The sequence below is a fragment of the Pseudonocardia sp. EV170527-09 genome (genome assembly GCF_008369905.1).
In the GTDB taxonomy this organism is placed as follows: domain Bacteria; phylum Actinomycetota; class Actinomycetes; order Mycobacteriales; family Pseudonocardiaceae; genus Pseudonocardia.
Map to the genome: position 1 here is coordinate 1 of NZ_VRMC01000183.1, position 3,746 is coordinate 3,746.

4 protein-coding genes are annotated in these 3,746 nt (G+C 74.2%); 2 read left to right on the forward strand and 2 right to left on the reverse strand.

What is annotated here, in order from left to right; translation table 11 throughout:
* The first annotated feature begins 229 nt into the window (after positions 1 to 229).
* The gene (locus tag FVA95_RS27860; RefSeq protein ID WP_149666788.1) at positions 230 to 1,636 is read left to right on the forward strand and encodes a dihydrolipoamide acetyltransferase family protein; all 1,407 of its coding nucleotides are present in this window, start codon (positions 230 to 232) and stop codon (positions 1,634 to 1,636) included.
* Positions 1,637 to 1,649: 13 nt separating this feature from the next.
* On the opposite strand, the gene FVA95_RS27865 is transcribed toward FVA95_RS27860, so the two are convergent.
* Positions 1,650 to 2,291: a cupin domain-containing protein gene (locus tag FVA95_RS27865; protein WP_149666789.1), complete on the reverse strand. Its 642-nt coding sequence runs from the start codon at positions 2,289 to 2,291 to the stop codon at positions 1,650 to 1,652.
* Between the two features lie 115 nt (positions 2,292 to 2,406).
* Positions 2,407 to 3,150, reverse strand: coding sequence for an SGNH/GDSL hydrolase family protein (locus FVA95_RS27870; protein WP_240051781.1), 744 nt, complete (start codon positions 3,148 to 3,150; stop codon positions 2,407 to 2,409).
* Positions 3,151 to 3,346: 196 nt separating this feature from the next.
* On the opposite strand from FVA95_RS27870, the gene FVA95_RS27875 reads away from it, so the two are divergent.
* Entirely contained in the window at positions 3,347 to 3,724 is a 378-nt protein-coding gene (locus FVA95_RS27875; RefSeq protein ID WP_149666791.1) for an ACT domain-containing protein, read from the forward strand.
* The last annotated feature ends 22 nt before the right edge of the window (positions 3,725 to 3,746 follow it).

The window sequence follows — 3,746 nt, forward strand, 5'->3', positions numbered from 1 at the left end:
GGTGCCGCACGCACTATGCCCGCAACCTGGCCTGCCAGATCCCGAAATCGGCGCAGCCGTGGGTGCTCACCTTGTTGTGATGACCACGACCGCGATCACCGCGTAGTTTGACCGACGAAGGCTCACGAGGTAGCCGTCTTCGTCCACCACGTCAGCGGACGTGACCCCACCTGCCCGGGGTGGACCGGGTGCTCGACGCGGTCGACTCGCTCGGCTGGGAGGACGCGGCGTGAGCGCGCAGGTGTTCACCCTGCCCGACCTGGGGGAGGGGCTGACCGAGGCCGAGCTGGTCCGCTGGCTCGTGGCCGACGGGGACACCGTCGGCGTGGACCAGCCCGTCGCCGAGGTGGAGACGGCGAAGGCCGTGGTCGAGGTGCCCTCGCCGTACGCGGGCACGGTGCTGTCCCGGCACGGCGCGGAGGGCGAGACGTTGCGGGTCGGGGAACCGCTGGTCTCGGTCGGGGATGCCACCGAGGACGCCGGGGACGCCGGGTCGGGCAACGTCCTGATCGGCTACGGGACGACCGGCGGGCACGAGGGGGCCCGCCGGCGTCGCCGGGCCGTGAAGCGCGCCTCCGCGACGGCCACCCCCGCGACCGCCACTCCCGCGGACGCCGTACCCGCGACCGCCGCACCCACGGACGCCCCCGCGCCGGCTCCCCCGTCCGCGGTCCCGGCAGCGACATCCGCGGTTCCGGCGGCGACGTCGGCCGCCGACGGCGCACCGGGCGAGCGTCGGCCGGTGCAGTCGCCCGTGGTGCGGCGGCTGGCTCGTGACCACGGCATCGACCTCGCGACGGTCGAGGGGACCGGACCCGGCGGGATGGTGCTGCGCCACGACGTGGCCGTCGCCGCGGCCCGCGCTGCCGCACCGACCGCTGCCGCACCGACCGCGACCGGGCCAACCCCGGCCGCGCCGGACCGCGACCCCCGCACCGGGCTCGCGGTCCGCGAGGTCGTGCCGCTCCGCGGCGTCCGCCGCGCCGTCGCCGAGACCCTGACCCGCAGTCGCGCCGAGATCCCCGAGGCCACGACCTGGGTCGACGTCGACGCCACCGACCTGCTCGCCCTGCGCCAGCAGCTCACCGGCGCCGACGGCCGCCCGGTCGGGCTGCTCGCGATCCTGGCCCGGTTCGTCGTCGCCGGTCTCGCGCGGTTCCCCGAGCTCAACGCCCGTGTCGACACCGGGTCCGCGGAGATCGTGCACCTCGACGGGGTGCACCTCGGCATCGCCGCGCAGACCGACCGCGGCCTGGTCGTCCCCTCGGTGGCCGACGCCCACCGTCTCGGGATGCGCGGCCTCGACACCGAGATCCGCCGTCTCACCGCGGCGGCCCGGGACGGCTCGGTCACCGCCGCCGAGCTGACCCGAGGGTCGTTCACCCTGAACAACTACGGGGTGCTCGGCGTCGACGGCAGCGCCGCGATCATCAACCATCCCGAGGTCGCGATGCTGGGCGTCGGACGGGTGCTGCCGCGGCCGTGGGTCGTCGACGGCGCGGTCGTCCCGCGGTCGATCACCCAGCTGTCGCTGGTGTTCGACCACCGGGTCTGCGACGGCGGCACCGCGGGCGGCTTCCTCCGTTTCGTCGCCGACGCCGTCGAGTCGCCGCTGTCCGCGCTCGCCGACCTCTGAGCCCGCCCGGCGCTCAGCGGCGGCGGGTGATCACCACCGGCTCGATCCGCTGGGGCACCTGCGCGAACGCCGACTCGGGCACCCCGAACGACGCGGCCAGCACGTCCCGGGGGATCGCGTTGAGGCTGCCGACGATGCCGATGTCGTCGTCCGGCTCGGCGGTCGAGGTGTTGAAGACGATGAGCACGTCGAGCGGCTCGGTCGTCGACGCGTTCTCGAAGTAGTGGAACAGGCCCGTCGGCGCGAACACGAGGTCACCGCGCTGCGCGGTGAAGACGTCGTTGTGGTACTCGCCGTCGGGGTGGGTGCCGAGGATGGTCCACTTCGCAGTGCCGGAGACGATGTAGTTCAGCTCCCACGCGGTCGGGTGCCAGTGCGGCTCGCGGATCCCGCCGGGGTCGAGGTGGGCCAGGTACACCGACCCCTGCTGGCCGGCGAGCACCGGGAAGTTCTGCTCGTTCGCCCCGCGCAGCCATCCGCCGTCGAAGTTGTTGGGCTCGGTCGCCGCGAGGTGGAACAGGTGGCCGGGCTGCCCGGTCCGCGGTGGGGTCGGAGCGCCCGCCCCGGCGGTCCCGCCCGTGGCGGCCAGTCCCGCCACCCCCGCCACCCCCGCGACACCCGCGCCCAGGGCCCGTCGCCTGCTGATCCCCGTCATGGTCTGCTCCTTCCGCCGAAATCGTTGCCAGTCGCAACGGTAGGGCGGGCGGTGATCCATCGGGGTGATCACTTTCAGCGGCTTCCGTGATTGTGGAGTCACGGATAGGCGCAGCTCAGCGCGCCGGGACGACCGTCCAGGACGGAGCCTTCGCCGGGCGGCCGTCCCCGGACGACCGGCCCCGCAGACGTCGTCCGACCCAGGGCAGGACGTGGGTGCGGTAGTAGGCGAGCGCTGAGGCCGGTCCGGTCGGCGGGTCCGCGGCGACGGTCGTCGCGGGCGTCGCCCCACGCACACCGAGCGCCTCCAGCACGATTCCCGCGGCGCGCAGGTGCCCGGGCGTGCCCAGGTGCAGGCGGTCGTCCGACCAGTAGCCGGGCCGGCGGATCTCGGCGTCGCCGAACACGTCGACGAAGGTGAGTCCGCGTGTGGTGGCGAGCGTGCGCACCGCCGCCGACAGCTCCGCGCCGCGGCGGTGGACGACCCGTCCCAGTGGAAGCCGGTCCGACGGGTCGGCACCGCTGAGCAGCACCAGCCGGACCCCGGCCGCCGCGCAGCGGTCGACCGCGCGGGTGGTGAGCGCGGCGAGCCCGGCGACGTCGGTGCGGGGGCGGAGCATGTCGTTCCCCCCGCCGTTGAGGGTGATCAGGGTCGGTGCGGGGTCCAGCGCCAGTGCGGCATCGAGCTGCGGCCCGACGACGTCGGCCAACAGTCGACCCCGTACGGCCAGGTTCGCGTAGTGCACCGGCTCACCGGAGGCACCGGCCAGCCCGGCGGCGACCCGGTCGGCCCATCCGCGGGGGACGCCTGCCGCGTCCTCGTCGCCCACGCCCTCGGTGAAACTGTCCCCGATCGCCACGTACCGCACGGCGCCAGCATCCGCGTCGCGGTCACCACGGCTCCGCCCGGGGGTGGTGACGGCTGTTACTCTCCACTCGTGCGCGGTCAGATCATTACCCGGCGCGCCGGCTGAACCCAGGGAGCCGGCGCGTGGCACGTGGTGCCCGCCGGACCTGGCCGGATCCTGACGTTCGCCCTCGAACACCGGAGATCCGATGAACGCCCCCACCGCCGAGCGCACCCGCACCGGGACCGATGCCGCCGAGCACGGCCACGTCGTCTCGCTGCTCCTGACCGATGCCGATGACGGCCTCTACAAGGTGCTGACCGTGCTGCGGTCGCGCCGCTGGAAGGTTCGCTCGCTGCAGGTCGACATGTCCGGCGAGATCAGCCGGGTCGACCTCGTCGTCGCCCGCGACGGCCGGGACGCCGACCTGCTGCTCGAGCAGCTGCGCCGGGTCGTACCGGTGGTACGCGCCGACCTGGGCTGGGCCTGTGCAACGAACGGTGGTTCCGGCCCGACACGCCGGACCTCAGCGTCCGGCGGGATGGGCACTGTGAGTGATGACATCAGACCCTATGGGCTCTGCTGAGAACGAGACGGGTTCGGGTCGG

Excerpts from the sequence above, each read along its gene's own strand:
- FVA95_RS27865 (WP_149666789.1), bottom strand. The coding sequence starts at position 2,291 with ATGACGGGGATCAGCAGGCGACGGGCCCTGGGCGCGGGTGTCGCGGGG.
- FVA95_RS27875 (WP_149666791.1), top strand. The coding sequence starts at position 3,347 with ATGAACGCCCCCACCGCCGAGCGCACCCGCACCGGGACCGATGCCGCC.